This window comes from Methanococcoides orientis, from assembly GCF_021184045.1.
GTDB classification, from domain to species: domain Archaea; phylum Halobacteriota; class Methanosarcinia; order Methanosarcinales; family Methanosarcinaceae; genus Methanococcoides; species Methanococcoides orientis.
Genome location: NZ_CP073710.1, coordinates 2,467,606 through 2,494,162 on the forward strand (window position 1 = coordinate 2,467,606; position 26,557 = coordinate 2,494,162).

The following is a 26,557-nucleotide window of genomic DNA, read 5'->3' on the forward strand; positions in this document are numbered from 1 at the left end:
GAATACCTCAAAATTAGTTATGTTCGTCAAATATCGAGTGTCATCAATTCTTTCTCATTGAGGACATCCTCTTCTTCACGGTCGAAGACGATCCCGCCTGATGCTCTCATGACACCGTCCACACGTGCGCTTTCATGTATCCTTATGGAATTGGCATTGATCTCTCCAAGGATGTGTGTACCTTTATTGATGTGTACATCTCCACGTGAAACTATGTTCCCGTGTATGGTGTTGTTCTCACCAAGGTTCACTGTGTTCATGGTACGTATGCTTCCGTAGAGTGTAGTGCCATTTGCCAGGTCAAGTGAAGTGGCGCGGATGTTTCCCACAAGGCGGCAATCGCTTCCGATAACAGCATTTGAAGGAACTCTTATGGAATCGATGGAGATCTTGGAGCCGTTTGGTATGATCATGGCAGTAGTGCCGATGGTCTCAACTTCTTCGTCAAACATTTCACTTAATGCCTTTTCGACCTCTTCATCCTTGCCCATGCGTAAAAGTTCGGTCAGGTACAGGAAAAGATATGCTATTACGGGGACCGGGTTCCTTACAACGATCCATCCCTTTGCCTCGAATCCGTCACTGATCTTTACATTGTTGCCGATATCAAGGTCACCTTTGACCACAAGCTTCCCGTCAATGGAGACGAACTCTCCGATGTAGGCGTTCTCTTTTGTCTTGACAGTTCCGCCAATGTGGGACCAGATATCGATCCTGATGTCTGATCTGGCATTGATATCGCCGGAAACCTCAACCCTTTCTCCGAGGATCGCAGAATCAGCTATCAGGCCATATCGTATATCTGAATGGTTACCTACTATGATGTCTCCATCCAGCACGATATTGTGCTCTTCCATTTTTGTATTGTCAGGAATGACAAACGTTTTAAAGAGTTCCTCTTCTGCGATGATTTCACCCTCCGGCGAGATGAATTTGAGGCGATATATAAGCTCACAGCTTATTTAACCTGTTGCTATATGTATATTTTGACGTTAGTTTCCTCTGGTGTGGTTCTTCCGGATGCCTGCAGAGTTACTGTTCACATCCGCAACGTACGTCCACTGCAGCGCCGGTATCAAGTGCTTCAACCTCATCGGGTGAAAGCATGAGCTGTCCGGTAGCAATGGCCCTGTCGTTCTCATCTACAATGATTACCTCATCGCCGCTTCGAAGACCGGGGTCTATGGATGTCACATGTTTTGCGAATGTGGTCTTTCCTTTTGAAACAAAAGGTACTGCATCATCGCATACTGTCACTCTAAGGCCAGGTGCAGGAACGTGTGCGTGGATCGCTGTGGCCGCGTCCATGCTAAGTGTGAGCATTCCATCCCTTGCTCTTGCTGTTGCGATACGCTTGCCATCGATCATGATCTGCCTGATACGTTTTGTCCTTGAGAGCTGGAAGGTCACGTCATCAGAAAAAAGAATATCTCCACATCCCTTGCCGAACTGGTAGTCAGCCATAATACGAACCTTTTTGATCATCTTCGCCTTTTTATCCATGGGCGCAAGATTAATGATAGAACTTAAAATGGTTGACGGTCGGATATTGGAAAAATACATTGCAATTAATTCGTCATAACCTCTTTTATATTTAAACGATATCGAACATCTTTAAATATTATTATCTCTATCTATTATTTGAGGAAGCGGACAGATTGCTTGCAAACTTTTGTGTTGTAAATGACTGTAATCAAGCAAACCATTCATCCCCTCAAACGAAGCCGTTTCCTCACTCTCTTGTAGTTTTTTTAATGTTGTTCAACTGCTATGATCATTTCTGAATATCTTTCAATCGATCATGTCTTAACTCTACTGGTTATTTCTTAATTCTACTGATCATCTTTTCACATCAGACAACTCTAAGCAAAGCTATATCGTTCTAGTATCCTGCCAGATCAGTTCTTATGATATATTCTGTCCGATCAGCCTTTAACAACACCAAGGGGCATCATTCTGGCAACCTTTCTTGCGATGCCAAGATCATGCACAACATTGACAACATCACTGCTGGACTTGTAAACTCCAGGTGCTTCCTCCGCGATCACGGATGGATGTGCAGCCCTTACCATGATCCCGCTTTTTTCAAGATCGCTCTTGATGTCTTCGCCGTGGAACTCCTTCTTTGCATGTGCACGGCTCATTACCCTGCCCGCTCCGTGGCATGCGCTTCCGAAAGAGATGTCCATTGAAGCTTCTGCTCCATGAAGTACGAACGAAGCTGTTCCCATGCTTCCAGGTATCAATACCGGCTGGCCCACATCGCGGTATGCCTGTGGAACGTCCTTATGTCCTGGGGGGAATGCTCTTGTAGCTCCTTTCCTGTGGACGTAGACATTCTTTTTCTTACCGTCCACGGTATGCTCTTCCAGTTTTGCTACATTGTGTGCAACGTCATAGACCAGATCGAGCCCAAGCTCGTCGATGTCAGACCTGAAAACATCTGAAATGATCTCTCTGGTCCAGTGGGTGATTATCTGCCTGTTGTTCCATGCATAGTTGGCAGCACATATCATGGACCTGAAGTAGTTCTGTGCTTCATCGGACTGTGCCGGAGCACATGCAAGCTGTTTGTCAGGAAGTGCTATCTTGTACTTCTTTGAAGCCTGTGAGATGGTACGCAGGTGATCGGTACAGATCTGGTGACCAGTGCCTCTTGAACCACAGTGGATCATGAATGATACCTGTCCTTCTTCCAGACCAAAGTTATCAGCAACTTCCTGATCGTATATCTTATCGACATACTGCACTTCAAGGAAGTGGTTGCCGCTGCCTAATGTTCCTGCCTGTGGCCGTCCCCTCTTGCGTGCCTTGGTGCTTATGTGGCTTACATCTCCGCCTTCTATGCATCCGCCACCTTCACAGTGTTCAAGGTCTGCCTTCTCACCGTAACCGTTCTCAACTGCCCAGCGGGAGCCATGCAGGAAAATATCATCCAGTTCGCTATCAGATGCCCTCAGTCGGCTTTTGGAACCTACGCCCGCAGGTACTGACTGGAATAGTTTCTCAGTAAGTTCTTTCATTACCGGACGGACATCTTCAACAGTGAGGTTGGACCTGACAAGGCGTACTCCGCAGTTGATGTCAAAACCCACGCCTCCCGGGCTGATAACCCCCTCTTCCTCATCAAAGGCGGCAACGCCTCCTATGGGAAACCCGTATCCAAGGTGTGCATCAGGCATCGCCATGGAGTATTTCTGTATTCCGGGGAGCATTGCCACGTTTGCGACCTGGTCGAGTGCTTCCGGTTCAAGGTTGTGGATAAGTTTGTCTGAGAGATATATCCTTCCCGGGACGTTCATTCCTGGTTTCGATCCGATCGGGATCTCCCATATATTATCGTCTATCCTTTTGAGTGATTCCTTTATGCTGCCTGCATCTTCCATGCGTGTCCCTCCCACTGTGATCTATAATTATTATGTTTCCTTGTATGATCCTGTGATCTGATCATGTGTCAACTGTTACCTGTACCATGAAACCTTCCGGAACTTCCTCTGCCTTCAGGTCATTGTAGGTCACAGCTTTGACTTCGGTATCGATCTCGTGTTTTTCAAGATCGATCTCTTCACCGCTTGCTTGTGCTGATATTGTGTATTCGCCATTCACCTGTGTGATACTCTCCACTTTGAACTCTCCGAAGGCTATGAAATCCACTTCGAAGAGGAACAGAAGTTCTGAGAGCCAGTCAACCAAAAGATCGTCTATGTCAGGTGCTGTAAGTTTGATTTCTTCTGTGTGTTTGCAGTCAACCTTTGATGTATTGATCATTACGTTGAACATGGCAACAGCTGCGTTCTCAAAAGCCTCTTCCATTGTTTTTCCGTAGGCTTTGAACTTTGCATCTGCGGTATGTTCAAGATATTCATATTTCAGGTCAGGAAACTGCATGATTTTTAAATGGACTTTGCTCTACTTTAAACTATTCCAAAAATAATCGGGGTCAGAAGGCCAAAACGTTTAGAGGCGCTTCCATATGCTGCCCATTCTCTGTATCGTTGTGATATGGCTTCCGAGACCTATGACGATTATGCACCAGCCTATCATTGTGTATCCCAGGACAGGTTCACTGTAGATGTAATATGCTAGTGAGGCAACCAGTATCAGCACCAGTCTGTCAGCTCTGCCCATGATCCCGCCGTAGAATCTTCCGATACCCAGTGCCTGTGCCTGTGTTCCCAAATAGCTTACAAGCAAGACCAGGATGATGGTTATGGTGCCGATCTGCCATTGCACATGCCCGCCGAAGAACATTCCGCAGATGATGAACACATCGGAATAACGGTCTATTACATGGTCAAGGAAGTCGCCTTTCTTGCTATCTGTGCGAAGGTACCTTGCTACCGCGCCGTCAAGTGCATCAAAGGCTGAATTGAGCCCGACAAAAAGTATGGCTGCAAGTGCAAAGTATGGCCTTTCGACCGAGAAATAGAAACAGATACCTGCCAGTACTGCAAATCCAAAGGAAGCTATCGAAAGGGAATTTGGTGATATTCTCCTTCTTGCGATCGCTATAGCTACCGGATCAAGTATTCTTGTGGCAGCAGGTCTTAATGCGTCAATGGTCATGGACTAACCTTTATCTTGCTCTTTCTTATTAGGTGTTATGGTTTTCCCTTATCTTCACTTCTTTGCAAGATCTACAAGATATTTGATCCTGCAGGAATGCTCTATCTGGGTTGTGATTATGTAAGCATCAGTAAGCGTCTTTCCTATTGCAAAGGTGCCATGGCTGTATGCGATCGCTCCTCGGTGTTCAGAAAGTGCTTCTGCTGCTCCCTCTGCCAGTTCAGCGGTTCCCATCATTCCTTTGAATATGGGTATCTCGTGAAGGAAGTGTATGCCTTCACTGTCAAGGGGGATTATATTGTCTGAATCTGCTAAAAGGGTCTGGGTCACCGAATATGGGCAGTGTGCATGCAGGATAGCAAGAGCAGTTGTGTTCCTGTAAATGGCACGGTGTACGATGGTCTCTGTGGACGCTACCTTGTCGAGTTCCGATGTTCTCTCAATGGGAACTTCCACTACACTGTTCTCAGTGATCTCATCAAGTGCTGCACCACTCCGTGTTATTATCATTTTGTCTGCGATACGTACGCTGATATTTCCAAAATTGGACTCTACCAGTCCATGATCTACCAGCTTTTTCCCATATTTTGCCATTTCTTGCCACATGATAGTTCTACTATGCTAAAATCAACCATAACATTTATTTGTTATTATGCATTGTTAGGGTACGTTTCAATAGCGCCTCGATGGCTCAGCCCGGCAGAGCGAGTGATTTGTAATCACTAGGTCGCGTGTTCAAATCACGCTCGAGGCTTATTTTCCTTTTTTTTGCACGATTGAACCATTGTTTAGATTGGTAATCCTATTGTTCAACAAACTTTATTTTGTTTCACATTAATGTTTGTAATCAAGTTATTCAATGCTTTTAGTGATGGAACTCCGATGTTTTAGTTTTCTGGATGAAAACCCTTCCACGGTTTTAATGATGTTTTCTTATATAGAAATCCTCTTTAAGAAGAAAACAAATATGTAATATAATGTTGGAAAAATCCAAACGATATGGGGCTATCATTAGAGTGTTCTTGAAGTATAATCTATTTTCACTGATGTATAAGGATATTCATAAAGATTACATTTCCAACAAGAAATGCACATGTGCTTTAGATTTAAAGAATCGTAGCAATGCTGCAAAGCTTCGTCTTGCTTTTGAGGAACTTGGACCAAGTTTTATTAAATTAGGTCAGATGTTGAGCAAGCGTCCTGATTTAGTTCCATACACCTACCTATTGGAACTCGAAGAATTACAGGATAAAGTCAAACCGCTTGACTTTGATAAGATGCGTGAATCCTTTGAAACCGAATGCATCTGCGAGATGGGGAAGGGGAAACATGAACATAATCCAACCTGTTATCATTGTAATGACATATTGGACGTATTCGATGAACTTGATACAACACCAATAGCAAGTGCATCAATAGGCCAGGTATACCAAGGGGTTCTTAATGGAAAGAAGGTTGCAGTGAAGATTGCGCGTCCAAATCTAATTGATACAATTAATTTAGACCTCGAAATAATCAATGATCTAAAACCAATCTTTATAAAATTAATGGGAGTTGGAGACAACTTTGATTCTGACCTATTTCTTCGAGAATTTAGAGAAATGCTTCATAATGAGCTTGATTACAAAACCGAAGCCATGAACATGATGCGCTTCTATGAGAATTTTGAAGACGTAAAAGATGTTATCATTCCAAAGGTCCACCTTGATTACTGTAGAGAAAGCGTACTGGTAATGGATTTTGTAGAAGGAACTTTGGTTAAAGATGTAGATGACATTGGTCAGGAACTAAAATCTCGATATGTCCAACTTATAAGCTCGAGTTACCTGAAGCAAGTATATCTGGATGGATTTTACCACGCCGATCCACATGGTGGAAATATTGTAGTAAAAGATGGTACAATAGCGTTCATTGATTTTGGTGCAGTGGGTAAAATCGATGATGAGTTAAGGCGTAATATGTTGAACTTGTTCTATGCTATAAACAAAAAGAAAGTGGATATGGCAGCGGATGCATTTTTGAAAATAGGTAAGCTGAACAAAGAGGATCTCGATATTTCAAGATTTAAGTGGGATATTGATGAACTAATTACAAAGCAACATAGGGGTATTGGAGAACGGAAAAGTGATAATTATGCACTTCTTGCTTTGAAATACAATATGTCCCTTCCGAGTGCATTTTCTACACTCGAACGTGCACTTATACTTGTTGAAGCGGTCTGCCTTAACCTTGATTCGAACTACAATGTCATGGATGAAGTGCGTCCAATCATATCCAAAGCCCTAAAAGAACGGTATTCACCAATGCATGCTGTTGAATTCGTCCAAATGGAAGGCGATGAATATGTAGACATATTCAAAAACCTACCGTCTGGAATCAATGACGTAATTGAAACTATCCGTGGATACAAACTTGAAAGATTAGAAGCCAAGAGCAATACTCTCAAAAGATACCGCCTACTTGGGGAATCAATGAGATATACATTACTAATAGCCTTGATAATCTCATCTGTGTATCTGATTATTCAAGGAGACTTCAGTTCTTTGGGAATTGTTGGATTTTTAGTATCACTGATCATGAGTGCCTATACGTTGAGAAGCTCTTTATGACAAAAACAGCAAACGTGGGGGTTGGGTATCCCACCTTAAAACAGATTAATCGATCAAAGTGTTTTCAGATAGTTAATCAGATCTTCAATATCCGCATCTGACATGTCCCACTTTGGCATTGTGTAATCAAGTTCCTCACCAGAAGGATCCTTGCCTTCCCTTATGGCAACCTTGATTGTTTCGTCGGTATATGGAGGATGTTCCTCATGTTCATCCTCGTGCTCTTCTTCAGCAGTCAGAGTTTCATAGGTTATATCTGGAGGAATCACAGTGCCCATCATGATTGGTACTCCACCTTTGCCATCTACTCCATGACAACTTACACAACTACCACCGTGAACATAAAGCCAATGAGGTCCACCACTTACTGGTATTTGTTGTTCATTCGCATTAAACCCAGTATAATAGATCATTTCTCCGTTAGAGTCAAATTCTGTAATAATATTGGAATCCAATGATGGATCATATTGATCAGGATACATGAATCCAGGCTCATTCCATCCATACTCTTGATGTGGCATGTTGTAAGGAGTCCTTTCGTACACACATCCAGCCACTGCTAGTACTATTCCAATCAAAACAAATGTCATGACAATTCTTTTTGCCAAATTGAATTCCCCCTTTTTTTACAATTTATCGATTACATTAATTTGTTGTACAAAAATGCAAAAGCATAGCCGAACACAAATGAAATTATGCCTGCTTCAATCATTCCTGCAACAATCCCACCCATGCTCGGTGAAAAAAACATGTGCCATTGTTGCATCATCTCAACTGCACCTGTGTATATTCCTAAATTTCCAAGAATTCCAAGTAAAAGCATTACTATTGCAGATAACACAGCTAATGATAATCCAAACGCAGATGGTTTTAATGTTTGCATAGTTTGCCCCCCAACTTTCGTTAAATGAATACATTAGAAGTTAGATAATACAACAATAAGTATTTTTTGTAGCAGATGGTGTCTAAACAAATCGTTATTAAATTGCTTCATTTTGAGCTAACTTTTTAGGATTCTTGTGTCTTGCCCGATTGGGGTTTATTGCATTTTATTTACTCTTTTTAAATCGGCTGTGATTATTTTCAGCACAATCCTTATATGCCAATGAGTACATGTGTAACATATAGGCTACATATACAAACTATGGTTACATAGTTTGAAGTAAGTTAAGGATGTGGACAAAATGAAAAAAATAACAAACATGTTTTTGGTCGGTGCTATACTTCTTGTGGGTGCAGGAATGATTGGCTTGACGGTACAAACTGACACGGCTCAGGCTGCTTATGGATCAGGATGGGGTGGATGCCCTGCATATGGTTCAGGATATTCGGGTTATTACCAGCCAGCTGCCTATTCAGGATATTCTGATCTGAATGTCGAAAGCATTGAAGATGCACTGGATATAGCCAGGGAGCAAATCGATGCTGATGTGAATGAGGAGAATATCTACCAGATGGGCAGATGGTGGATTGTGTATTACACGAACGATGATGGTGTCGTAATGCAAAGCTACATCGATGCATTCACAGGAGAAGTGGTAGATACTACAGATCAAACATACAACTATGCCAATACAGGACGTGGATATGGCATGATGTACGGTGCTGGCTATGGCTATGGTATGGGTCATGGTCCAGGAATGGGCTATGGCAGAATGTATCGTTACTGATTTACGAACTATGTGGATTCCCTGCCATTAAATTTTAAACCCCACACAGCCTTTGGCAGGGTTTATCCACTGAATCCACACGAGACTTTGGTCTTAGGAAGGATGTGATACTATGATGGGATATGGAATGTATGGTGATTATGGATTCTTCGGAGGTTTAGGAGGTTTCACTATGATATTCAATCTGCTTATACTGATAGTGCTTATCTGGTTCGCTTTTTCATATTTCAATAATAAATCGTCTAACAACAGCGATGAAGGTACACGACTATCACGTATCGAACAACAAGTAGAGAGCAATCGTGAGTCTCTGGAAAAGATCTTGAAGAAACTGGAGTAAGACCTTAAGATGACCTTTTGATAATGGACTTTAGTAAAGATTAATATGAATACAAAAACATCTTATAAACAACTATGATGCACTATTACAATACATTTGGTCTATTAGATTTCTTTTTGGAAATTCTCCTCATACTATTGGTTGTTGGCATAGTTATTTTCTTCCTCAACAAATCTGGCTTTGCAGGTTCTGATAACAACGAGAAGCTTGTGAGCATGGAGAAAGATGTTGCTGAGATTAAGAAGACTGTAGAGGAGATTAAAGAAAAACTAGAAGAGATCTAATAGTAATTCAAATCCTCAGCAGGTCTTATTATGGGAAAAACAATGCAGCAGATAGTATCTGTAGGTGAGGCTATTTCACATCCACTAAGACTCAAGCTTCTCTATATGCTTTCAGAGAGGGAATGGTATGTGTATGAACTTGCTAAAGAGCTCAGCGTTTCCCGACAGGTCCTGTATCTCCACTTGAAACGCCTCGAAAAAGCTGGATTTGTGGAAAGTGATCTTCGTCTTGAAGATGACGACATGAGAGCAAAGAAATTCTTCAGGCTCAAGGAATTTAAAGTTTCACTTGGTATTGATGATCTGAAAAAGCTCTTTGAGTGATTTTTTCCATTCGCCGGGAAGCACATCAAGGAGTTTCTTTCTCAACAGATGTAATCATATTGGGAACTGATTACTAATTTTAGCGTATTTCACTGGTGCGATTTGAACCTTATTCAAGTAATGTGCACTTCAAATATTAGTTGGCACACATCTAAGTTATACAGGTCTGGCTAGGAATTCTTGAAAACGATTATGACACTTCCTGTATCACCTAAGTAAATACTCATTCTTTTCTCGCATAGCGAAAACGGAATAATTTACAATTCTCAAAACAAAATTAATATAATCTCAGTACTTCACTAATTTCACTATCATATCGATATGCACTTTGATATCTTTCTTTATATGTGGTTAAATCAGCTTTTCCGAAATTAGATCTCCTTTATTTCAATCTGCAAGTTCCTAACATCCCCATCCTTTCCTGATCCATAGCAAGGTATGAGATATGATTCCCAACACGGGTAGCTCTATTAAAGGACCGATTACCAGTGCCAATGCAATCAATGGTTCCTCTGGAAAAGCAGTGAGTGCAATTGCTAACACTATCGGGGAGTTGCGGGCAAGAGTTGTCAGATTTAAACTGGCAGTATCCTTGTAAGAAAAACCAAGATACCTTCCAACAATCTGTCCAACAATGAATACAATTATAAAAAATAGCAGGATTGGGGTTAGAAGTTCCAACAGGATCAGTGGGTTTTGAATTAATTGCTCTCCCTGTGAAGCAAACATAGAGATGATTGCAAGATTTAAAAAAGAAAACTGTACATGATCAAGTTTTGGAAAGATACTTTCTTCAAGCCAATATTCTCCCTTAATTTTTGGAACTGTTATCTTTGAGATAAGTGATAGAGAAAAAGGAATAAAGAGCACAAGGAGTACACTCTCAATAAGTAAAGAGGAATCAATAGTTGCAATAGTTCCTGTAAAAATTAATAGATATATGGGCAGTAATATCAATTGAAGGATGAGATTCATAGGAAGGATGGATGCTGAAAGTGGAACATTACCGCGTGCAATACCTGTAAAAAGCAAATACCAATCAGTGCAGGGAGTTACCATGAGCATAATAAAACCTATCCACAATGTAGGCGTATCTTTTAAGAAGAAAAATCCTAGCACAAAGGCTAACAGTGGATTAAATATGAAATTTATACTAGCGCTTACCTTTGCAAACTTCCAATTTTTAAAAGAATTCTTCAATTGATGGAGAGGAACCTGTAAAAAAATACCATATAACATAACCATTAGAAAAGGAACAATAAAAAACCCTGCATATTTTTGGATTATTGGTATGTGACCAAGAATTAATCCAGATACTACGGATGTTAAAATAAAGACGGATTGGTACTTTTCAATGGAACTCATATATTTCGCCTTTTCCATTAGAATATTGTGATTAACTCTTAATTGTGAGTCTTTAACATTCAGACTTAAGTAATTATTGTTATTACTTCCAGTTTATAGTTTTTTCACCTCAAACACTCCACTACCAGTTGAATCTCAACCTTCTCTAAAGCCAATATTCTGGAGAACGTAGAAAAACTCAGCAAATTGAAACCCTTTGATCTTCTTCTACTATCGCTTACTTCCATTATTATTGGAAGCGAGATGCTGGTCACTGGCTCTGATTCGATCATTGGGCACCTTGGACTCTCAGATACAGTTTTTGGAATGACTATTCTTGCCTTCATAGTAAGTATCGAGGAACTGGCAAGAGAGCTCCCAGCAGCGATGAAAGGAAGATCTGAGATAAGTTTTGGAAATGTAGTTGGTTCCGTTCTTGCTTTTTCTTGTTTAATGCTGGAATCATAGCTTTGGTAAGTCCTGTCACAGTCGAGACCCAAGTCTTAAAGTTCTATCTTCCTTTATGCTTCAGTACAGTTATTGTTGTTTCACTCTTTATGGTGACTAAAAAGATACCCCACTGGGCTGGTGGAATTTTAATCATTCAAGTGTTTTTCAGAAAGAAAGATCGATTGAATTTAAGACATTATGTAGACTATCACAGTGGAGTACAAAATAGGAAGTTGGAAAAACAATTAACTTAAGGTTGAGATGTTGGCAGAATTTACCGCAACCAATGCTACTATATTTCACACGCTAAATGTAATCTAACAACGAATCGAGAATAGAGTATATGGTACATAGTGCCTATCTTACTGATAAGGGGCAGAGAAATTATGAAGATATTAATGTTTGATACCGAATATTTTTGGTATGATACTTTCAGCAAGACCCTTGACCACGTAGAGGACACCGAAAAAGAGGAAAAAATAGCAGATAATGCTGTTGTTTTCATTCATGTTGAAGTTGAGGATGAAGAGAGAAAAAATAAGGTCGTAAAAAGTGCAGTGAAAAGTTTGAAGTGGTATCTTAATAAAGTAAATAAAGAAAAAATAGTCCTGCATTCTTTTGCACATCTCTCATCAAGTACGTCATCTCCTGAATTTGCAGCAGAAGTTATTTCTGAAATTAAAGAAAAACTGGAAAATAAAGGAATAGAGGTCCATACAACACCCTTTGGATACTTCTCTGAGTTTTCGATTCATGTTCGCGGCGAATCCCTTGCAAAAGTTTTCAAAGAAATTTGAAAAACTGAGGAAAATATCTTATCAGCAAATTAGGACTGGGAAATGAAAATTAGAGAAAGTGGAATGCCTGATGAAGGTAAATGGGAAGGATTTTTTGAACCATATGAAATCCTTAAAACATTAGGTCTGAATAATAGTACTATTGATGTAGCAGATTTTGGTTGCGGTTATGGAACTTTTACAATTCCAGTTTCAAAGATAATAAATGGGAAGGTCTACGCTATCGACATAGAGTCGGAAATGATAGATATCACAGAGCAAAAGGCAAAAGTTGAGAATTTAAGTAATGTTGAAACGGCGCTTCGTGATTTTATGTCAGAAGGTAGCGGTCTTAAAAAAGAAAGCGTAGATTATGTTATTCTTTCTAATATTTTACATGGGGAAGAGCCAGAAAAACTACTCAGAGAGGCTTACAGAATCCTGAGTCCAAAAGGAAAAGTAGGTATTATTCATTGGAATCATGATCCGACAACTCCAAGAGGACCACCGATGAAAATTCGAATTAAGCCAGAACAATGTATTGAATGGGCCATATCTTCAGGATTCAAAATTTCAGGCGTATATGATCTTAAACCATATCATTATGGAATTGTCGCTAATAAGGAGAGATGATATATGAAATTTGGAATTGTTATAAGTACAAATGAACCGGAAATTGTTTGAAACGCTTTTAGATTTGGAGTTACATCGCTGAAAGCAGATCATGAAGTAAAGGTTTTTTTGTTGAATAAAAGAGTTGAAGTAGAGAATATTAAAGATGAAAAATAAAATGTAAGAGTACAGATAGATTAATTTATTGAGATTGATAAAAGAATCTGATAAAATTTTAACTTTTGGATAATATGATATTTAATAAGTTATTTTTGAAGCCTATATACTTTTATTTAGTTACTTCATAGAGGATACACTGAAATTTGAAGAGTTTCCCATATGCTTTCAGAGAGGGAATTGCATGTTTATGAGCTTGTCAAAGATCTCAGCGTTTCCTGACAGGTCCTGTATCTTCATTTAAAACGCCTTGAAAAAGCTGGATTTGTAGAAAGTGATCTTCGCCTTGAAGACGACGGCATGAGGGCAAAGAAATTCTTCAGGCTAAAGGAATTCGAGGTTTCACTTGGTATTGATGATCTGAAACTGAACTTTGAGTGAGCTTTTTCACATAAAGTGGCAATCCGTTCAAAAGTTGTCTTGCAGTTGGAAACATGATTGGTTTAATCATCCCATTAAGTTAAATTTGAATTTACTTCCTATTTTATAGAACTTATTAACAAGGCAATAACTGGTCATCTTATGACCGTGATATGTCAAATAATGACAAAATACAAACATTTATAATCAACAGGAATAGATGGGATCATAATGTCCAAAGAACTGAAAACTCTTCCTATGGTAACCCGTGAACAAGAATCTAAAGAGAGTTGTGGTACCAAAGGGTGTGGAACTGGTGCTTGTGCTGGAGGCTTTGGGATAAAAGCAGGATCTGAAAAAAGTGTCGTATACAGGAACATTCTTGTCTATTTACTTATAGGGATTGTAATGTTAGTCACGGCATATGTAGTCCTTAATATGATTACTTCAATCATCAACTAATTATTATTCCCTTTCCTCTTTTGTCAACACAAACCTCAATTTCTACCAATGTATTAACATGTTACTTCAATTCAGAAGAAGCATGTGCATTTTGAACATTTTTAATTGTCTTCAAATTACAGATGCTCGATTTCTTCTTTTGTGCAACCGAATTACAAGCGGTGTCGAAAATATTTATATAAGTCAAAATGAGATATCATTATGGTAAAGAAGTGGGGCAAGTATGATGGGACATAATTGTTGGAATGATCGAAACTAAAATCATTTCATTTATTATTGCATATTTGTTCAGGGTATTCTATAACAAATTTACTTTTTATTGGGGTGTGTGGAGTGAACCATGAAATGAGTTCAGACAAAAATCATGAGCCAGATGAAAATATGGAACATGAGCATGAAATGCACGGGATGGAACATGAAGGTAAAAGTCATCACGCTATGATGATGGAAGATTTCAAAAAGAGATTTATTGTTTCGTTAATTCTTACATTCCCTGTTCTTATTCTATCACCAGCTATACAATCACTTTTAGGTTTTGAGCTTAAGTTTTTTGGATCACTCATTGTCCTCTTCATATTATCTTCAGTAATTTACTTTTATGGAGGGCACCCCTTCCTTAAAGGGATCTTTAACGAGCTAAAAACCAGACAGCCAGGTATGATGACACTTATTGCAATTGCTATAAGTGTAGCCTACTTCTACAGTTCTGCAGTAGTTTTTGGATTACCAGGGAAGTTCTTTTTCTGGGAATTAGTTACACTGATAGATGTCATGCTTTTGGGCCACTGGACTGAAATGCGGTCTGTGTTGGGTGCATCAAGGGCTCTGGAAGAACTTGTAAAGATAATGCCTTCCGAAGCTCATCTTATAAAAGATGGGGGCACAGTTGATATTCGTGTGGATGAACTGAAGGTTGGTGACCGAGTACTTGTCAAACCTGGTGAGAAAATACCGATTGATGGAGTTGTGATTGAAGGAAAAACCAGTGTTAATGAAGCAATGCTGACAGGAGAATCCAAACCAGTATCTAAGAAGAGTGGGGATGAAATTATCGGTGGAGCTATTAATGGTGAAGGCTCCCTGCATATAGAAGTCAAGAAAACTGGAAAGGATACATATCTTAATCAGGTTATTGAGCTTGTTAGGACTGCACAAGAAAGCAAATCCAAGACACAGGATCTGGCAAACAAAGCAGCTTTGGTACTTACAATCATAGCCATAAGTGTTGGCACGTTGACCCTTGTGGCATGGCTATCCTTTGGGCAGGAGTTTGTTTTTGCTCTTGAGAGAGCGGTTACTGTTATGGTGATTGCATGTCCACATGCTTTGGGTCTGGCCATTCCTCTTGTTGTCGCGGTATCCACATCTCTGGCAGCAGGCTCAGGTCTGCTTATCAGAGAAAGACAGGCTTTTGAGAGAGCAAGGAATCTTCAGGCAATTGTTTTTGACAAAACTGGAACACTTACAGAAGGTAAGTTTGGAGTCACGGATATAGTACCACTTGCAGATACAGATAAAGATGAAATACTAAGATTATCTGCTTCTCTGGAATCGGACTCCGAGCATCCCATTGCTCTCGGCGTTGTAAACAGTGCAAAAGAACAAAACCTTGAACCAGATAATGTTGAAGATTTCAAATCAATTCCTGGAAAAGGTGTTGAAGGTTCAATTCATGGAAGAAGATTGAAGGTAGTAAGTCCTGGGTACCTTAAAGAAAATGGGATCGAGCTTCAAAATGATCAAATCGAGAAAATAAAACAGCAGGGTAAAACCGTTGTGTTTTTGCTTGAAGGTGATAGGCCGTTGGGTGCAGTGGGACTTGCAGACATCATAAGAAAGGAATCAAAAGAAGCTATTGAGAAACTCAGGTCTATGGACATTAAGTGCATGATGCTTACAGGTGACAATAGGTTTGTTGCTCAATGGGTGGCTGAAGAACTCGGACTTGATGATTACTTCGCTGAAGTTTTACCTCATGAAAAATCCCAGACAATAAAAGAAATTCAGGAAAAGTATACTGTAGCCATGGTTGGAGATGGTATTAACGATGCTCCCGCTCTTGTTCAGGCAGATGTGGGTATTGCTATCGGAGCTGGAACAGATGTAGCCATTGAAAGTGCAGATATAATCCTTGTGAAAAGCGATCCAAGAAATGCAATTGACATAATTCGTCTTTCAAAGAGAACTTACTCAAAGATGTTTCAGAATATTCTCTGGGCGACGGGTTATAACGCCTTTGCAATTCCTTTGGCAGCTGGAGTCTTAATTAGCTATGGAATATTGCTAAGTCCTGCGGCAGGAGCGGTTCTAATGAGTCTTAGTACGGTCATAGTATCCATAAACGCAAAGTCGCTGAAGATGGGTTAATAATTTTATTAACATTGCAGTAGGCACTAAAATAGTTCGTAGAAAGTTTAATTTCATTCCAGTATGCATATTTAAATTGGGAGTGGTAACATTATGGAAACTACAGATTCAACAGTGGTGTTAGTTAAGGATCCTGTGTGTGGTATGAGTATTGATAAAAGGACTGCAAAGTTCAAAAGTGAATATAATGGAGAAACCTACTATTTTTGTTCCCTTTCATGCAAGAAAACGTTCGATGAAAATCCAGAAAAAGTACATTTAGTTAGTTAATTGTCAGAATGTGCATAGATCAAGTAAGTAAAATTTCCTTATGGTATGAGCATAAGTTCACACAGTCTTCAAGCATGGTAAAATAATTAGGAGCAAGGAGGAGATTCTATAAAGGAGATGAAACTTAATTTTCTTATTGAAGCTTTGATGTTCTTAGTTCTCATGGCATTAGTTGGAATAGGGCTTTCTTTACTACTTGAAATGCATTTATTTGGAGACATCCATCTCTATTTGGGTTTGCTATTAGTTGGTTTAATTTTAGTTCACATATATCTTCATTGGAATTTAGTCATGAATATATATCAAAAAATTATAATTGATCCGAGAGATCGGAAAATTATCGGTATAATCTACATAATCACTTCTTTAGCATTGTTGATTGTAGTTATAGTTCATCATCTTCTTTATCCCAATTGAAGTTTAAGCTTTAAATTAACTGAAAATCAGTCGACTCACGGATGTGCAGCATTCGCACTCAACCATCATGATGTTTCTGTTCGATAACCCTTAACAAAACCTTTTAATAATAATCATACAAAAGTTAAATTGTAAATTAAAATGTTCTTTTCAAGGCAGTGACAGGGTAATCTCAACACGAGGTAAATAGTCCGCTCGAGGCTTATTTTCCTTTTTTTCACAATTTTACCAGATTCAGATCGATGGATTTGTTTTTTTAAAAATCTATATGGGGGCATTATAAAAAGGAAAGTTGAGAGTTTCCTATTTATTTCCATATTGATAGTTTCAATTACACACGTTTCCGTATTTCATCCAACAAAACAACTAGAACTAAAAGCCAACCGCTAAAAATTCCAACATAAACAATTGTTCTCAATTTGAGCATGTACTCAAAATCAAAAAGCATCATTCCAAGGGGTACAAATACTCCCAATATTGAGAAAATGAACAAACTGATTAGATTTACCCTCAAATTAGCTACTTCATTACTTGCTTGGAGTAATCTTTCCTTGGATTCTATGAGAACGAGATAATAATTGCATTCTGCTTCTTTATCGGGAATCTCTTCTACATATTTGTGATATTTATCCCATTTTAAAGTAGAAACGATTGAAAAATAATTGTCTTCTGATGGATGCGGGTAGAGATCTTCAGAAAGGATTGTTGATCGATCATCTGTAAGCCAGGGACTGGAAGTTTCAGGCATAGTAGATTCTACTATTTCTTGATGTGGTGCTTTCGCTTCCGTGAGATATTTTAGGTTATACCTCTCTTCAAGAACAGACTTTTTGATGTTTGGAATATCTCTGCTAGCCTCATCATAAAGTTCATCTGTCGAAGGTGGGTTTGCTAAATCAATATCCTTTTTCTTTTTTCCCAAAAATTCATCAACTAACTTTTCATGATAGTTGGCAACTTTTATCAAATAGTCCTGATTATATTTATCTTCTAAAACTGATCTGTTAATGTGTGAATAATTTTCATCGAACCGTGCCTTATTATAAAGCTCATCTACATTAAAGGAGTTGTAAGGATCGATGTGAGCAACCATGCCTTCAAGATACTTTTCGACTAACTTACAATCTTCTTCGTAAGCAATCTCATCCACATACTTCTGTTTCTTATCTAGTTCCGATTGAACATAATTCATTTTTTCTTTGTAATCGGAGATCTCTGATTTTAACTGCCTTACATGCATTTTGTTGTCTACCATTTTAGTTATGATAAACGCCCCCATTAGCCCAACAATTGCAGCGGCACTTTGTGCGGAAGCAGCGTAAAACCAGTTTGGATCGATCGTATTTGTATTTATGAAACTGGGTACAATTGATTCATTGAATAAACCAGACGGATCAGATAAAATGGATTCATTCCCACCCACATCCATAGTTAAGAATAGTGCTTGTTACCTTTTAAGCGTTACCTTCATAGGAAATATTTTTCAAACTGCGAGTCCTCTTTATTAATAAACCGTATGTGTGCAGATGAGCTATGAGGGCATAAAATGGAAAGTTGACAATCATGCAGGATTAGATTAAAGTAATGCTACTACAATATTAATTTAGGGAGTGTTTATATGCCTTATGAAGAAAAAAGTCACTGGGAATATCTTGTCGACGTAATCGATGAGGACGATTTTGAAAGACAACTAAATAAACATGGATCTTCAAATTGGGAACTCGTTGCCATATGTGGGAACAGCATTATCTTTAAACGCCAAGTCACAGAGGTCAATAAATATTAAACCCTTAACCCATCACTAAACCCAAACGTCTGTTATTTATCTTACAATCTTCAATAGATGTTCCATCATTATGAATCAGGCTTATTACCTGAAAGCAAGTTCTTTAGCTTTGCCTTTTCTTAGGGGTTGAAATATTTGATCCCATTTTCCATACTGTCTTTTGAAAAATAGTCCTTATTCTTTTTAATGAAGTTAACTGCCAATTCCCGATCAAATATTGACAATTTCCTAAGTGCCCACCCTCCTTACATGAGCATTGAGAGAAAATGGTTTCTCATTTCTGGCATTCTGCTTCATATATTGCAATTACCTTTAGAGAACCTCCTCTTCTTCCATTGAGCTCTTCAACAGTGACTCCAATTGCTAAAGATGAGGTAAGGCAATCTATAGATTTGGTTTGCTGGATAAAAATCTTTTATTAGTGTCAGTACTAACTATTAATTGAAAATCAAACGTTCCTTACAAGGCAGTGGCAAGGTACTCTCAACACGAGGTTAATAGTCCGCTCGAGGCCCCATTCTTCTTTTTATTGTTCTTGTTGATGCAGAGCCACAGGCTTGTTTTAGGATGGTCGTTTTTTAGAAAAAATAAAGAAGTAAATTACTTCAAAACAGCATCCCTGAATTTTTCGATACCTTCTCTATCCATCACATCACCAAGCCTCTCATCTTTCCCGCCATTTTCGCGGTAGTATTCGATGGTTCTGTTGACGATGTCATACATTTCTTCCTCGGTAAGAACTTCCACAATCCTTGTACCGTCGCGCGGGAACCTGCCAACTTTCCCGCCTGCAAATATTGTATATCCCGTCTTTGAAGGTACGATAGCATCCTTTGGGCAGGCGAGGACACATTCACCGCAGAGTATGCACTTGTCCATGTCTATATGGACGCTGCTCTCGTCTATGTTTATGGCATTGGCCTTGCAGCGTCTTACACACACGCCACATTCTGTGCACGTGTCCGTTTTCCATTCAGGATGGACCGTGCCCATGATCCCAAGGTCGTTTTCCTGAGGCTTAAGACATGCTGCGGGACAACCAGTGATAGCTATTTTGAACTTGTAGGGAACATCTCCTCCGAAATGTGCCTCGTCTATTTTCTCAGCAAGGCCCTGGCAATCGATCAACCCATGGTTGCAGACCCGGTTGCCCTGGCATGCGACGACCGCACGCACTCTCCTTCCGGCAACACCCGGGCGAACGGCTGCATTTTTCATATCTTCCTTCGCAGCTTCCACGCTCTCAAAATTAACAAAAGGTACTTCGATTCCCTGTCTGGAGGTTATGTGTACATGTCCCTGTCCATACTTCTCAGCAGCATCTGCAATGGCTCTTAACTGGGCAACTTCAACATAGCCGCCAGTGATGCCAACACGCATGGAACACAAGTTATCCTGTCTCTGGGGGAGAAATCCATCTTTCTTTAATTGTTCTTTGCTAATCTTATTTTGCATTGATTTCATCTCTGTTTGATGATGTTAATCCACTCAACTTGAGTTGGATGGGGCTGGCTATGCTGAACTGGTATATACAGATTGTGATTTGATGATGCCGAATATCATCTTCAAATTTATCTCTTACAGACTCCAGTGTTTCAGGATTTTACCAATTGAATAAGACTTTCGGCCATGGTGCTATCTAGAATTATGGATGACAATTTGTTCAGCAAGAAAATAAACTTGTTCAGCTTTATCCTGAATGAATTCTGCATAACGTTTTTGACGTTGTTTGATGTTATTGGTGGATTAGATGAAGTTCAAGCCCTATCACCTCCTGTTCCTTGCAACAACCGTATTTTTTGCAATGGCAGGGGGTGCCATACTTGCCCCGGTACTACCACAGATGGTGGAACCATTAAGCAGCACTCCCAATGAAGTGGCACAGCTCATGGCAGTCTACACCATATCCACGGCTATCTTCTCCCTTGTCATCGGTCACTTTGTTGATCGTGTGAACAGGAAGGCAGTGCTGGTCCCCTGTCTTATTATCAATGGGCTGATGGGTCTTTTCAGCTTCTTTGCTACCGACCTGCATACTCTGCTTATATTGAGGTTTGTTCAGGGTATAGGGATAGCCGGTATGATGTCATTGGTGATGCTGGTGATTGGGGATGTTTATAAGGGGCTTGACAGGGTCCATTCTATGGGCAGGGTCAGTATGGCAATAGCCATTGGTTCGGTTACCGCACCCCTTATTGGTGGAAGTTTGGCCACCATTGGGTGGAACTATCCTTTCCTTTTTTATGTCCTTTCACTACCATTTGCTTTGCTGGTTTTCCTGTTGCTTCCTGAAACAAAAGAATGTGATGCATCCCATGGCAGCGGACTGGGGAATGCAGTCCGTGAACTCGGGGATTTCAGGATACTTTACACCGTTTTCCTGAGCTTTGCTATCTTCTTCCTGTTGTTCGCTATCGTTGTCTTCCTTCCATTCATGCTCAAGGATGTTTTCGGCTTTGCTGCAAAAGAGGCCGGAATGGTGCTTTCCATTCAGGGACTTGCTATCATCATGGTGGCATCTAACATAAAGAAGCTCGCAGAAAAAGTTCCATTGATAGTCCTCATTGGTTTGGGTTTTTCCCTTGTAGGAATATCCATTTCCCTTATCTCATGGACCGGATCCCTTCCTGTACTTTTCTTGTTATTGCTGGTGTTTGGAGGTGGCTTCGGGCTTTGCCAGACTGCCATTGACTCCCAGATAATTCAGATATCACCGCCACAGTCCCGCGGTGGGGTCCTTTCTATTCACAATACTATGAAATATGTGGGTCAGAGTGCCTCGCCTGTGGTCCTGGGTGTCATATTACTTTACTTCGACCTGCAGATAGTGTTCCTGCTTTCAGGTATCTTTGGAATATTGGTGGCGGTCGTGACCCTTGCATTCAGGAAAAGGTTTGTTGTGGAAAGTAATATCTAATTCAAAACTGATGGCATATTGAATGTATTATGATCTCATAAGAACGAAACTTGGAACTATACTGCTGGCCGGAGATTCTGAAGGTCTGAAGGTGCTTAATATCCAGGGGGGCAAGAGAAAATATGCCATTCCCTCTGACTGGAAGCAGAACAGCGCTTTCTTTAAGGCGGTCAAAGAACAGCTAGACCGGTATCTTGCAGGGGAGTTGAAAAAATTCGATGTGGAACTATCTCCGGAAGGTTCCGATTTCCAGAAGAAGGTCTGGAATGCTTTGACAAAGATCCCTTATGGAAAGGCCGTATTCTATGGGCATGTGGCCGAAATGATCGGTAATCCAAAGGCTTCAAGGGCAGTTGGGCATGCAAATTCTTTGAATCCGATCCAGATAATTATTCCATGCCACCGTGTTGTAAGCTCCAACGGGAAACTGGCAGGTTATGCCGGTGGACTTGATGTTATGGTGCAACTTCTTGAGATCGAAGGCATAAAGACCAAAGATAATGGCTCTGGGAAGATCAGCATTAATTAATGAGACCTGTCTCAGTTAAAAGTAGGTATTTCATTTATGGCAGATGTATGCGAAAAAGAATATTGCGGGACATGGATCGATCCATTATCCCTTTGACAGATCTGCCTGAAGCTGTTTCAGAAGTCGAATAAGGTTCTTTGAGGCTTTGCTTTTGCAGCCGGTTTGGGGTCTGGTTTTGGATCATCCTTTGGAACTGAGTTCACTGTCTTCGAAGTTTCTGCAGCTTCTGAATTTCCTTTGGAAGCAGCACTTTCCATTATCTGGTTCAGGTCCATCTGCTTTTTATCCTGTACCTTCTTCACCGCTTTCTTCTCAAAAAAGACCGGAGCGTCGTCATTGCCATAAGTGCTGCGCTGTGCCTGTGCAAGATCATATATCTTCTGTATTCCTTTTGTGACCTTCTTGCCACCTGTGAGGTAGACGATCTCATCAACGCTCAGCTCAAGGTCTACAGCTACATCCACTGCATAGGCATCGTCCTTCAGCATCCTGCCGTAGAGGTGTGCCAGGTCTGTGCGGGAATAACGCATGGATTCGTTGCAATGGTAGCCGATCCTGGAAGCAATGTTATCCCTCATGTCACGTTTTGCCCTTAACTGACCCATTTTACGCCAGAAAGAGGGTGGCTGGTATTTCGTGAACCCGCGACTGACATGAGTCTTAGATACCACTGTTCCGCAGGTCATGAGGACGCTTGCATATCTCCAGAGACGATAGCTCTGTCGTTTTCTAACACGACCGAGATACCTGTCTGCCTTTGAAAGGTATCTGTATCCTGTGATAATATCCTCTTCGGTCCCTTCCTGGGTGCCATATTGTAATGGCAGGTTCTCATCGATCCAGTGGATGAGGTTCTCAGGTGTTTCGTCCAGACCGTATGTAGCCTGCAATGCGCTTTTTGGGTCCGTGCTCTTGAAGATCTTTCCCAGAGCCTTGAAGATCGATTCCTTCGTGTCCCTTTCGGAGGTTGCGATGTCTTCAATGTAGATCTCATCCCTTCCCAATGCCACAGCCTGAAGATCCTTGACAGCACTTCGAAGGTCTCCGCCGGCGTTGTCTGCCAGTTTTTCAAGGACGCCAACACCGCACATGATATTCTCTTCGACGCATATTCTCTTGAGCGCCGGTATCATTGATCTTGCCTGCACAGAATTGAACTTGAGCTCAATACAGCTGGAGCGTATCGAAGGTGTTAGTCCGTAAAGGTCGTTGGCGATCAGCACGATGGGCTGGTCAGTTGTTTTGATAATGCCGCCCACAGCACGTGCTCCGCCTCTGTCGGCATTACCGTGCATGTTGTCGGCTTCGTCCAGAATTATAAGTCTCTTTGTGGAAGTTCCCGTAAGTGAGCTCATCTTTGAAGCTGAACCTGCGACCCTTTCAATAGCACCTGCTGTTCGCTGGTCACTTGCATTCAGCTCGATGGTCTCCCACTCGAAGTCTTTTGCAAGTGCGTGCGCAGCGGATGTCTTTCCAACTCCTGCAGGTCCGTGGAGTATGACTGCACGCTTTTCCGGAACACCGGAGAGCCATGACTCTGCCCACTCGCGCATATCAACGACTGATTTCTTGTTCCCCACAAGATCTGATAGGGATTTGGGCCTGTATTTTTCAACCCATTCGATAGATTCTTCCATCTGTGATCATACCTTCAATAAAAGGGAAAATTAATTAATGTTTGCATCTCTTTGTTGATTCTGATTAATATCATTTCTGGCAGGTGATCCGGCATGTAGAACAATAGCACGACAGGTCTTATGGATGTTGTTCGGAAAAGGGCTCTTTCAAACACTGCAAAGGTGGCTATTGGTGTACGTGATCCGACCCCTAAGATGATCTCAAGTATCGAGACCGCACACAATGAGGGATATGCACACGTTATCCTTGTAGGGGATAAACAGGATATCGATGCTATCGGCACTTCTCTTGAGATCATCAACACCCATGAGCCTGAGTTAGTTCTTGGCGATCTGCTGGCATCGGGTTCGGTTGATGCAGCGGTCAGGGGAACTGCAAAGGCTTCAGGCACTCTTTCCCATCTCAAGGATGTCCTGAAGATAGAGCGGCTTCATCGCATGGCTTTTCTGCTAACATCTGAAGGTGTGCCTTTCTTCCTCGCACCTGTGGGGATCGACGAGGGCAATAACCTCTCTGACAAGATAACTCTTGTTAAGCTTGGTGTGGAGCATATGCGCAGGTTCGGCGTTGAACCGGTGGTAGGAGTCCTCTCGGGTGGCCGGATGGGCGATCTTGGAAGGCATGAGACGATCGACCGGACACTTGCAGATGCTGACTTCCTCGCAAGCCGGCTTCGGGAAAATGGTATATGTGCAAAGCATTATACAATACTCATTGAGGACGCCATAAAGGAGGCGAATTTCATCTTTGCTCCTGACGGGATAACCGGTAACCTGATATTCAGGACACTTGTGTTCCTTGGAGGAGGGGACGGCATTGGTGCACCGGTATTAATGGACGACCATGTCTTCGTGGATACATCACGTGTTGGTGGCCACTACACAAAGGCTATCATGCTTGCAAGTGCCCTTGTGGATATGAAAAACGAGAGAAACAGATCCTGATCATATTAGATTTATGAGGTGTTGACATAGAAAACGTTGCGTGTGGCTGGCCTGTTGTGAAAGGAGATTGTATCGCCGGAAATAACGATTCCTGTATTGCGGTCATAACTCTTGCAAGCTCATTTGAACCTTATGAAGAAGCTGCCATGTGGGGTAGCTGCAAGACCGAGAACCTTGGTGCAGAGAAGATCATCATAAACACGGTATCAAATTCAAATATCCGGTATCTCCTGATATGTGGCAATGAATCCAGGGGACACCTTGCAGGAAAAACACTTATTGCACTTCACAAGAACGGCATAGATGAGAATGGCCGTATCATCGGGTCGGATGGAGCGATCCCCTTTATTGAGAACGTTGGAAGGGATGTAATTGAACGTTTCCAGAAGCAGGTAAGTCTCATTGAACGCATCGGCCTGGTCGACATTGATGAGATCTGCCGGATCGTTGATGAGTATAAGGACAAAGAAGGTCCGTATTGTGAAGCAGCTTTCGTTGTTGAGAGTGCCAAAAAGAAAAGCAGGCCCGTTATGGATGTCACTTCCGGTGATATTATGGTATCAGGCAATGTAATGCTTGATTCAGCTTCCGGCATTGTCTGTGAAGTAGAGTTAGATCAAGTATGATCTAATTAGGTAGAATTTAATAAAGTATCGATTTATTGTTAACTTTATCATTGTTATATTTCGTAGAGGTTGTGTTCATGTTCAGGTTCCAGAAAGAGCAGGAGATCGTCAATATCGCAGGTGTGAAGATCGGAGGTCAGCCAGGTGAGCTGCCAACAGTACTTGCAGGTACTATATTCTATGAAGGTCATAGCATCGTGGAAGATGCAGATGCCGGCATATTTGACAGGAATGAGGCAGAAGTTCTTGTGAACCTGCAGGATTCTATGTCCGATGAGACCGGAAATCCTGCGATCGTCCATATCTTTGCAAACACCTTTGAGAGCATGCACAAGTACATCGATTTCGTAACGGCCGTAAGTGATGCTCCCTTTATAATCGATTCCCCACAGCCTGATGTAAGGATGGCTTCCGCTGAATATGTGACTGACATCGGACTTGCTGATAAGACGGTCTACAATTCAATTAACATGAGCATCAGTGAAGATGAACTGGCTTCTTTGGCAAATTCCGATATTGACAGCTCCATTATTCTCGGTTTCAATGCAATGGATTCGTCCCTTGATGGCAGGATGGCATTGCTGGAGAATGGAGGTAAACTGATGGAAAGGGGTCTTCTGGAGATCGCCGATGAATGTGGTATCAAGAACATTCTCATCGATCCGAGCATTACTCCTATGGGCGATGGTGCAGGCATTGCTCTTCGTATGACCATGACTGCCAAGGCGAAATGGGGCTATCCTGTAGGTTCCGGGATTCACAATGCTCCTTCTTCCTGGAGCTGGCTCAAGGCTAAAAAGAAGGAAGACCCACTGGTCTACAAGATGTGCGACATAGGCACGGTTTCCATGCAGCAGCTTGCGGGTGGCGACTTTGTGCTCTACGGTCCTATCGAGAATGCAAAATACACCTTCCCGCTGGCTGCCATGGGTGATATCATGATTGCAGAGGCGTCTTCTGATCTTGATATTGAAACTTCATCTTCGCACCCGCTTAACCTGCTGGTGTGAATCCTCTCTTCCCTTTTTTGGAAATGCTTATGTATCCCCTGCACGCATATTCTTTTTAGTTTTCCAGGGTTGATGCAGC

General features: G+C 41.1%; 28 protein-coding genes, 1 tRNA gene and 1 pseudogene. 17 read left to right on the top strand and 13 right to left on the bottom strand.

Annotated features, from left to right (window positions below):
- Positions 1-26 precede the first annotated feature (26 nt).
- The 6 genes from J7W08_RS12020 to J7W08_RS12045 form a co-directional block, all read right to left on the bottom strand.
- On the bottom strand, positions 27-857 hold the full coding sequence (locus J7W08_RS12020; protein ID WP_233084668.1) for a polymer-forming cytoskeletal protein: 831 nt from the start codon (positions 855-857) through the stop codon (positions 27-29).
- A gap of 175 nt (positions 858-1,032) precedes the next feature.
- Positions 1,033-1,503: a PUA domain-containing protein gene (locus tag J7W08_RS12025; RefSeq protein WP_233084669.1), complete on the bottom strand. Its 471-nt coding sequence runs from the start codon at positions 1,501-1,503 to the stop codon at positions 1,033-1,035.
- Positions 1,504-1,925: 422 nt separating this feature from the next.
- Entirely contained in the window at positions 1,926-3,386 is a 1,461-nt protein-coding gene (locus tag J7W08_RS12030; protein ID WP_310742501.1) for an RtcB family protein, read from the bottom strand.
- Positions 3,387-3,447: 61 nt separating this feature from the next.
- The gene (locus J7W08_RS12035; RefSeq protein ID WP_233084670.1) at positions 3,448-3,888 is read right to left on the bottom strand and encodes an archease; all 441 of its coding nucleotides are present in this window, start codon (positions 3,886-3,888) and stop codon (positions 3,448-3,450) included.
- Positions 3,889-3,957: 69 nt separating this feature from the next.
- Positions 3,958-4,566, bottom strand: coding sequence for a CDP-alcohol phosphatidyltransferase family protein (locus J7W08_RS12040; protein WP_233084671.1), 609 nt, complete (start codon positions 4,564-4,566; stop codon positions 3,958-3,960).
- Positions 4,567-4,620: 54 nt separating this feature from the next.
- Positions 4,621-5,160: an aldolase gene (locus tag J7W08_RS12045; protein WP_310742502.1), complete on the bottom strand. Its 540-nt coding sequence runs from the start codon at positions 5,158-5,160 to the stop codon at positions 4,621-4,623.
- A gap of 86 nt (positions 5,161-5,246) precedes the next feature.
- On the opposite strand from J7W08_RS12045, the gene J7W08_RS12050 reads away from it, so the two are divergent.
- Both J7W08_RS12050 and J7W08_RS12055 read left to right on the top strand, forming a co-directional pair.
- Positions 5,247-5,320, top strand: a tRNA-Thr gene (locus J7W08_RS12050).
- A gap of 223 nt (positions 5,321-5,543) precedes the next feature.
- Complete coding sequence (locus tag J7W08_RS12055) at positions 5,544-7,175, top strand: ABC1 kinase family protein (RefSeq protein ID WP_233084673.1); 1,632 nt, start codon at positions 5,544-5,546, stop codon at positions 7,173-7,175.
- Between the two features lie 53 nt (positions 7,176-7,228).
- Here the strand turns inward: J7W08_RS12055 and J7W08_RS12060 are convergent, their stop codons facing one another.
- Both J7W08_RS12060 and J7W08_RS12065 read right to left on the bottom strand, forming a co-directional pair.
- A complete protein-coding gene (locus tag J7W08_RS12060; RefSeq protein WP_310742503.1) occupies positions 7,229-7,783 on the bottom strand; it encodes a c-type cytochrome in 555 nt (184 codons plus the stop codon).
- 32 nt (positions 7,784-7,815) lie between these two features.
- Positions 7,816-8,058 (bottom strand): hypothetical protein, encoded by a 243-nt coding sequence (locus J7W08_RS12065; RefSeq protein ID WP_233084674.1) that lies wholly within the window; start codon positions 8,056-8,058, stop codon positions 7,816-7,818.
- A gap of 301 nt (positions 8,059-8,359) precedes the next feature.
- Here J7W08_RS12065 and J7W08_RS12070 point away from each other — a divergent pair, with 301 nt between their 5' ends.
- The 4 genes from J7W08_RS12070 (at position 8,360) to J7W08_RS12085 (ending at position 9,793) form a co-directional block, all read left to right on the top strand.
- Positions 8,360-8,845 (top strand): PepSY domain-containing protein, encoded by a 486-nt coding sequence (locus J7W08_RS12070; RefSeq protein ID WP_233084675.1) that lies wholly within the window; start codon positions 8,360-8,362, stop codon positions 8,843-8,845.
- 172 nt (positions 8,846-9,017) lie between these two features.
- Complete coding sequence (locus J7W08_RS12075; protein WP_233084676.1) at positions 9,018-9,185, top strand: hypothetical protein; 168 nt, start codon at positions 9,018-9,020, stop codon at positions 9,183-9,185.
- Positions 9,186-9,259: 74 nt separating this feature from the next.
- Positions 9,260-9,469: a hypothetical protein gene (locus J7W08_RS12080; RefSeq protein WP_048205872.1), complete on the top strand. Its 210-nt coding sequence runs from the start codon at positions 9,260-9,262 to the stop codon at positions 9,467-9,469.
- A gap of 30 nt (positions 9,470-9,499) precedes the next feature.
- A complete protein-coding gene (locus J7W08_RS12085) occupies positions 9,500-9,793 on the top strand; it encodes an ArsR/SmtB family transcription factor (protein ID WP_233084677.1) in 294 nt (97 codons plus the stop codon).
- Between the two features lie 402 nt (positions 9,794-10,195).
- On the opposite strand, the gene J7W08_RS12090 is transcribed toward J7W08_RS12085, so the two are convergent.
- Positions 10,196-11,176 carry an arsenic resistance protein gene (locus tag J7W08_RS12090; protein ID WP_233084678.1) on the bottom strand — a complete coding sequence of 327 codons (981 nt, stop codon included), beginning with the start codon at positions 11,174-11,176 and terminating at the stop codon, positions 10,196-10,198.
- 168 nt (positions 11,177-11,344) lie between these two features.
- On the opposite strand from J7W08_RS12090, the gene J7W08_RS12095 reads away from it, so the two are divergent.
- From J7W08_RS12095 to J7W08_RS12125, 6 genes are all read left to right on the top strand, one after another.
- Positions 11,345-11,605, top strand: coding sequence for a calcium:cation antiporter family protein (locus tag J7W08_RS12095; protein ID WP_233084679.1), 261 nt, complete (start codon positions 11,345-11,347; stop codon positions 11,603-11,605).
- A 368-nt stretch (positions 11,606-11,973) separates the two neighbouring features.
- On the top strand, positions 11,974-12,384 hold the full coding sequence (locus J7W08_RS12100) for a threonyl-tRNA synthetase editing domain-containing protein (RefSeq protein WP_233084680.1): 411 nt from the start codon (positions 11,974-11,976) through the stop codon (positions 12,382-12,384).
- A gap of 42 nt (positions 12,385-12,426) precedes the next feature.
- Complete coding sequence (locus J7W08_RS12105) at positions 12,427-12,996, top strand: class I SAM-dependent methyltransferase (RefSeq protein WP_233084681.1); 570 nt, start codon at positions 12,427-12,429, stop codon at positions 12,994-12,996.
- 747 nt (positions 12,997-13,743) lie between these two features.
- Positions 13,744-13,974: a hypothetical protein gene (locus J7W08_RS12115; protein WP_233084682.1), complete on the top strand. Its 231-nt coding sequence runs from the start codon at positions 13,744-13,746 to the stop codon at positions 13,972-13,974.
- Positions 13,975-14,319: 345 nt separating this feature from the next.
- The gene (locus tag J7W08_RS12120; protein ID WP_233084683.1) at positions 14,320-16,341 is read left to right on the top strand and encodes a heavy metal translocating P-type ATPase; all 2,022 of its coding nucleotides are present in this window, start codon (positions 14,320-14,322) and stop codon (positions 16,339-16,341) included.
- A 93-nt stretch (positions 16,342-16,434) separates the two neighbouring features.
- Positions 16,435-16,611: a YHS domain-containing protein gene (locus J7W08_RS12125; protein ID WP_233084684.1), complete on the top strand. Its 177-nt coding sequence runs from the start codon at positions 16,435-16,437 to the stop codon at positions 16,609-16,611.
- Between the two features lie 748 nt (positions 16,612-17,359).
- On the opposite strand, the gene J7W08_RS12130 is transcribed toward J7W08_RS12125, so the two are convergent.
- The 3 genes and pseudogenes from J7W08_RS12130 to J7W08_RS12135 form a co-directional block, all read right to left on the bottom strand.
- On the bottom strand, positions 17,360-18,457 hold the full coding sequence (locus J7W08_RS12130) for a hypothetical protein (protein ID WP_233084685.1): 1,098 nt from the start codon (positions 18,455-18,457) through the stop codon (positions 17,360-17,362).
- Between the two features lie 476 nt (positions 18,458-18,933).
- Positions 18,934-19,044 (bottom strand): annotated as a pseudogene (locus tag J7W08_RS12335) (hypothetical protein); the annotation flags it as partial.
- A gap of 370 nt (positions 19,045-19,414) precedes the next feature.
- Complete coding sequence (locus J7W08_RS12135) at positions 19,415-20,269, bottom strand: ferredoxin-like domain-containing protein (protein ID WP_233084686.1); 855 nt, start codon at positions 20,267-20,269, stop codon at positions 19,415-19,417.
- 295 nt (positions 20,270-20,564) lie between these two features.
- On the opposite strand from J7W08_RS12135, the gene J7W08_RS12140 reads away from it, so the two are divergent.
- Positions 20,565-21,731 carry an MFS transporter gene (locus J7W08_RS12140; protein WP_233084687.1) on the top strand — a complete coding sequence of 389 codons (1,167 nt, stop codon included), beginning with the start codon at positions 20,565-20,567 and terminating at the stop codon, positions 21,729-21,731.
- A 22-nt stretch (positions 21,732-21,753) separates the two neighbouring features.
- Entirely contained in the window at positions 21,754-22,260 is a 507-nt protein-coding gene (locus J7W08_RS12145) for a methylated-DNA--[protein]-cysteine S-methyltransferase (RefSeq protein ID WP_233084688.1), read from the top strand.
- 116 nt (positions 22,261-22,376) lie between these two features.
- Here the strand turns inward: J7W08_RS12145 and J7W08_RS12150 are convergent, their stop codons facing one another.
- Positions 22,377-23,897, bottom strand: coding sequence for a replication factor C large subunit (locus J7W08_RS12150; protein WP_233084689.1), 1,521 nt, complete (start codon positions 23,895-23,897; stop codon positions 22,377-22,379).
- A gap of 120 nt (positions 23,898-24,017) precedes the next feature.
- On the opposite strand from J7W08_RS12150, the gene mtxX reads away from it, so the two are divergent.
- The 3 genes from mtxX (at position 24,018) to mtrH (ending at position 26,478) form a co-directional block, all read left to right on the top strand.
- Positions 24,018-24,842 (top strand): methanogenesis marker protein Mmp4/MtxX, encoded by an 825-nt coding sequence (gene mtxX, locus J7W08_RS12155; RefSeq protein ID WP_233084690.1) that lies wholly within the window; start codon positions 24,018-24,020, stop codon positions 24,840-24,842.
- 26 nt (positions 24,843-24,868) lie between these two features.
- A complete protein-coding gene (locus J7W08_RS12160; RefSeq protein ID WP_259370141.1) occupies positions 24,869-25,468 on the top strand; it encodes a tetrahydromethanopterin S-methyltransferase subunit A in 600 nt (199 codons plus the stop codon).
- A gap of 77 nt (positions 25,469-25,545) precedes the next feature.
- Positions 25,546-26,478: a tetrahydromethanopterin S-methyltransferase subunit H gene (mtrH, locus tag J7W08_RS12165; RefSeq protein ID WP_233085786.1), complete on the top strand. Its 933-nt coding sequence runs from the start codon at positions 25,546-25,548 to the stop codon at positions 26,476-26,478.
- The last annotated feature ends 79 nt before the right edge of the window (positions 26,479-26,557 follow it).

Bases quoted from the DNA above. Each gene is read 5' to 3' on its own strand.
- J7W08_RS12035 (WP_233084670.1), bottom strand. From the start codon at position 3,888: ATGCAGTTTCCTGACCTGAAATATGAATATCTTGAACATACCGCAGAT.
- J7W08_RS12115 (WP_233084682.1), top strand. From the start codon at position 13,744: ATGTCCAAAGAACTGAAAACTCTTCCTATGGTAACCCGTGAACAAGAA.
- J7W08_RS12105 (WP_233084681.1), top strand. From the start codon at position 12,427: ATGAAAATTAGAGAAAGTGGAATGCCTGATGAAGGTAAATGGGAAGGA.
- J7W08_RS12055 (WP_233084673.1), top strand. From the start codon at position 5,544: ATGTTGGAAAAATCCAAACGATATGGGGCTATCATTAGAGTGTTCTTG.
- J7W08_RS12140 (WP_233084687.1), top strand. From the start codon at position 20,565: ATGAAGTTCAAGCCCTATCACCTCCTGTTCCTTGCAACAACCGTATTT.
- J7W08_RS12120 (WP_233084683.1), top strand. From the start codon at position 14,320: ATGAGTTCAGACAAAAATCATGAGCCAGATGAAAATATGGAACATGAG.
- J7W08_RS12040 (WP_233084671.1), bottom strand. From the start codon at position 4,566: ATGACCATTGACGCATTAAGACCTGCTGCCACAAGAATACTTGATCCG.
- J7W08_RS12100 (WP_233084680.1), top strand. From the start codon at position 11,974: ATGAAGATATTAATGTTTGATACCGAATATTTTTGGTATGATACTTTC.
- J7W08_RS12150 (WP_233084689.1), bottom strand. From the start codon at position 23,897: ATGGAAGAATCTATCGAATGGGTTGAAAAATACAGGCCCAAATCCCTA.
- J7W08_RS12020 (WP_233084668.1), bottom strand. From the start codon at position 857: ATGGAAGAGCACAATATCGTGCTGGATGGAGACATCATAGTAGGTAAC.
- J7W08_RS12135 (WP_233084686.1), bottom strand. From the start codon at position 20,269: ATGCAAAATAAGATTAGCAAAGAACAATTAAAGAAAGATGGATTTCTC.
- J7W08_RS12025 (WP_233084669.1), bottom strand. From the start codon at position 1,503: ATGGATAAAAAGGCGAAGATGATCAAAAAGGTTCGTATTATGGCTGAC.
- J7W08_RS12070 (WP_233084675.1), top strand. From the start codon at position 8,360: ATGAAAAAAATAACAAACATGTTTTTGGTCGGTGCTATACTTCTTGTG.
- J7W08_RS12045 (WP_310742502.1), bottom strand. From the start codon at position 5,160: ATGGCAAAATATGGGAAAAAGCTGGTAGATCATGGACTGGTAGAGTCC.
- J7W08_RS12075 (WP_233084676.1), top strand. From the start codon at position 9,018: ATGATATTCAATCTGCTTATACTGATAGTGCTTATCTGGTTCGCTTTT.
- J7W08_RS12130 (WP_233084685.1), bottom strand. From the start codon at position 18,457: ATGGATGTGGGTGGGAATGAATCCATTTTATCTGATCCGTCTGGTTTA.
- mtrH (WP_233085786.1), top strand. From the start codon at position 25,546: ATGTTCAGGTTCCAGAAAGAGCAGGAGATCGTCAATATCGCAGGTGTG.
- J7W08_RS12065 (WP_233084674.1), bottom strand. From the start codon at position 8,058: ATGCAAACATTAAAACCATCTGCGTTTGGATTATCATTAGCTGTGTTA.
- mtxX (WP_233084690.1), top strand. From the start codon at position 24,018: ATGGATGTTGTTCGGAAAAGGGCTCTTTCAAACACTGCAAAGGTGGCT.
- J7W08_RS12080 (WP_048205872.1), top strand. From the start codon at position 9,260: ATGATGCACTATTACAATACATTTGGTCTATTAGATTTCTTTTTGGAA.
- J7W08_RS12145 (WP_233084688.1), top strand. From the start codon at position 21,754: ATGTATTATGATCTCATAAGAACGAAACTTGGAACTATACTGCTGGCC.
- J7W08_RS12090 (WP_233084678.1), bottom strand. From the start codon at position 11,176: ATGGAAAAGGCGAAATATATGAGTTCCATTGAAAAGTACCAATCCGTC.
- J7W08_RS12125 (WP_233084684.1), top strand. From the start codon at position 16,435: ATGGAAACTACAGATTCAACAGTGGTGTTAGTTAAGGATCCTGTGTGT.
- J7W08_RS12085 (WP_233084677.1), top strand. From the start codon at position 9,500: ATGGGAAAAACAATGCAGCAGATAGTATCTGTAGGTGAGGCTATTTCA.
- J7W08_RS12030 (WP_310742501.1), bottom strand. From the start codon at position 3,386: ATGGAAGATGCAGGCAGCATAAAGGAATCACTCAAAAGGATAGACGAT.